At 54.9% G+C, this 2,011-nt stretch carries 2 protein-coding genes; both read left to right on the top strand.

The features are described 5' to 3' along the window. Positions 1–126: arginine deiminase family protein (locus tag ACRX4W_RS09700; RefSeq protein WP_229770747.1), on the top strand; the 126-nt coding region annotated here is incomplete at its 5' end. A 135-nt stretch (positions 127–261) separates the two neighbouring features. Next, complete coding sequence (locus ACRX4W_RS09695; RefSeq protein ID WP_432300262.1) at positions 262–1,386, top strand: aminotransferase; 1,125 nt, start codon at positions 262–264, stop codon at positions 1,384–1,386. The last annotated feature ends 625 nt before the right edge of the window (positions 1,387–2,011 follow it).

Genomic DNA, 2,011 nt, shown 5'->3' with positions numbered 1-2,011 from the left:
ACCGTCACCAACGACGTGCTGTACAAGGAGGGCCTGGACCTTCTCGTCGTGCCCTCCGCCGAGCTCTCCCGCGGCCGCGGCGGCCCGCGCTGCATGAGCATGCCCTTCTGGCGCGAGGACCTCTAAGGTTTTCAAAGACCCGTACAGGTCTTACTACAAACATCTAGCTGCCATTAGATGTCTCCCATTGGGGCGGTGCGGATCTTTCGCACCGCCCCATTCATGTTTAATGACGCTAAATGAAGATCAGATAAGGTGGCCATGGATATCAAGACAATCGGTGTTGAGGAATGGCTCAACGTTTGGGAGAAGAGTGCTACCTGGGATATCGCTCAGTCGACGATCTCGTCGCTGACCATGGGCGAGCTTCGCGCACTGGACGAGCAGGACGGCGCCACGTTCTACGAGCGCCTGGATCGCGAGAAGATGAACTACGGCTGGATCGAGGGATCGCCGGAATTTAAGGCCGAGGTCGCCAAGCTGTATCGTCGCGATGTCAATCCCGATCACATTTTACAGACCAATGGCTGCACGGGCGCGAACCTCAACGCCATCATGGCCGTTGTGGAGCCCGGCGATCACGTGATTGCCGAGTGGCCTACCTATGCGCCGCTCTACGAGATTCCGCGTACGCTCGGTGCCGAGGTCGAGTATTGGGAGCTTCGCGAGGAGCTCGGCTGGAAGCCCGATATCGAACAGCTCAAGCACCTCGTTCACCCCAACACCAAGCTCATCTGCATCAATAACGCATCGAACCCCATCGGTACGGTGCTCGATGCCGATACGCTCGGCCAGATTGCCGAGATCGCCCGTTCGGTGGGCGCCTATGTGCTGTGCGACGAGGTGTATCTGCCGCTCGAGAACACCGAGTCCTTTATATCGATGGCCGACGTGTACGAGAAGGCCATTGTCACCAACTCGGTGTCCAAGACCTATTCGACGCCTGCGGCTCGCGTGGGCTGGGTCGTGGCCGACGAAGAGATCTCCAACCGCATCCGCACCTATCGTGACTACACCATGATCTGCGGCGGCGTGTTCAACGACGCCCTGGCGACCTACGTGCTCGAGCACAAGGACAAGATTCTTGAGCGCAACCGTAAGATCGTGTTTGGCAACCGTGATATCGCTCAGGCATGGATCGATGCGCAGAGCCGCGTCTCTTGGACGGCGCCGCAGGGCGTATCCACCTCGTTTATCCAGCTGGATATTCCCGAGGACGATGAGGAGTTCTGCAAGCGCCTGTTGGCCGAGAGGGGAGTGCTGCTGGTTCCCGGCAGCCGCTTTGAGCTTCCCTGCGGCGCGCGTCTGGGCTACTGCGCGAGCGAAGACGTTCTTCGCGAGGGCCTGAGGCTTCTGGGCGAGGCGCTGGCGGAGTTTGATCGCTAGGATTCCGACGGCTCTCAAAGCCACTCAAATCTGTCTACGATTATCGATAACAGACCCGTTTCCCATGAGGGGAGCGGGTCTGTTTTTCTATACCGAGAAGTCAAGTTGTTACAAATGAGGCCGTAAGGCGAGCCGGTGTTCGTTGGGCCTTATACTGAACTTCCGGTGAACGGTACCAAGCGTCTGGTAAACGGTAATACCCATACCAGAAATGAATAGGACAAACTTTTTTCTGAATAAAAATGAAAATGGTTGAGACGCGGTATGAATCGCAAATTCTATTCATAGCTTTATTAGAAATATGCAATTTGAGGGTGGTTTAATAAAGTTAAGTTCCATTTGCTATTTGGTTTGAAAAAGCATTTAAGCACGTAAATAAACTTTATTAAATCAAAGTGTGCCATGCGTGAAGTATATGTGTATGCCGTTCACCCCCTATAAAAAACCGTTCGGGGGCGAGGTGGAAGTATGGGCTGTTTTTGGATATAAATATGTCGTCAGCAATAACGCCTCACACGGAGGGGCGCTAACGAATCGGCCCTGACAAGGGCCCGAAAGAAAGGTAGGAGGCCATGACGAAAGGTCTGCACGTGCCTTCCGAGATCGGCAAGCTCAGGAAGGTCTG

It is taken from the genome of Collinsella aerofaciens (genome assembly GCF_964283865.1).
GTDB lineage: Bacteria > Actinomycetota > Coriobacteriia > Coriobacteriales > Coriobacteriaceae > Collinsella.
The sequence above is the reverse complement of the archived record's forward strand: the minus strand, read 5'-3'. Positions and strand labels throughout refer to the sequence as shown.